This is a genomic window from Pantoea sp. R102 (assembly GCF_004916815.1).
Taxonomy (GTDB): Bacteria; Pseudomonadota; Gammaproteobacteria; order Enterobacterales; family Enterobacteriaceae; genus Pantoea; species Pantoea dispersa.
Genome location: NZ_SDFT01000279.1, coordinates 1 through 1043, shown reverse-complemented (window position 1 = coordinate 1043; position 1043 = coordinate 1). Strand labels below are relative to the sequence as shown.

The following is a 1043-nucleotide window of genomic DNA, read 5'->3' as shown; positions in this document are numbered from 1 at the left end:
GCCGAACGCGAAGGCAAAGGTCGCCGCACCGCCTGTATCATCGGCGACGGCGCGATTACTGCGGGCATGGCGTTTGAAGCCATGAACCACGCCGGTGATATCAAGCCGGACATGCTGGTGATCCTCAACGACAACGAGATGTCGATCTCTGAGAACGTGGGCGCGCTGAACAATCGCCTGGCGCAGATTCTCTCGGGGAAAACCTATTCACGCCTGCGCGAAGGCGGCAAGCGCGTGCTGGGCGGGCTGCCACCGATCAAAGAGCTGGTGAAGCGCACCGAAGAGCACCTGAAAGGCATGGTGGTGCCGGGCACGCTGTTTGAGGAGCTGGGCTTTAACTATATCGGTCCGGTCGATGGTCACGATGTGCTGACACTGGTCAGCACGCTGAAGAATATGCGCGATCTGAAAGGGCCGCAGTTCCTGCACATCATGACCAAAAAGGGCAAGGGCTACGCGCCGGCGGAAGAAGATCCGATAACCTGGCACGCGGTGCCAAAATTCGATCCGGCCAGCGGCTCGCTGCCGAAAAGCGCGCCGGGCCTGCCGAGCTACTCGAAAATTTTTGGTAACTGGCTGAGCGAGATGGCCGCCGACGATGCGCGGCTGATGGCGGTGACGCCGGCCATGCGCGAAGGCTCCGGCATGGTGAGCTACTCGCGTGATTATCCGCAGCAGTATTTTGACGTGGCGATCGCCGAGCAGCATGCGGTGACGTTCGCCGCGGGCATGGCCATCGGCGGATATAAGCCGGTGGTGGCGATTTACTCCACCTTCCTGCAGCGCGCCTACGATCAGGTCATTCACGACGTGGCAATTCAGCAATTGCCGGTACTGTTTGCTATCGATCGCGGCGGTATCGTGGGTGCCGACGGCCAGACGCACCAGGGGGCGTTTGATATCGCCTATCTGCGCTGCGTGCCGGGCATGGTGATCATGACGCCTAGCGATGAAAACGAGTGCCGGCAGATGCTTTACACCGGCTACCACTATCAGGATGGCCCGAGCGCGGTGCGCTATCCGCGCGGCACCGGCACCGGCGC

The 1043-nt window shown here is 61.4% G+C and carries 1 protein-coding gene; it reads left to right on the top strand.

All coding sequences use genetic code 11. The features are described from left to right. Nucleotides 1–1043, top strand: a 1043-nt coding sequence (dxs, locus tag ERD80_RS21655; RefSeq protein ID WP_136548501.1) for a 1-deoxy-D-xylulose-5-phosphate synthase, incomplete at both ends; no start/stop codon positions are given.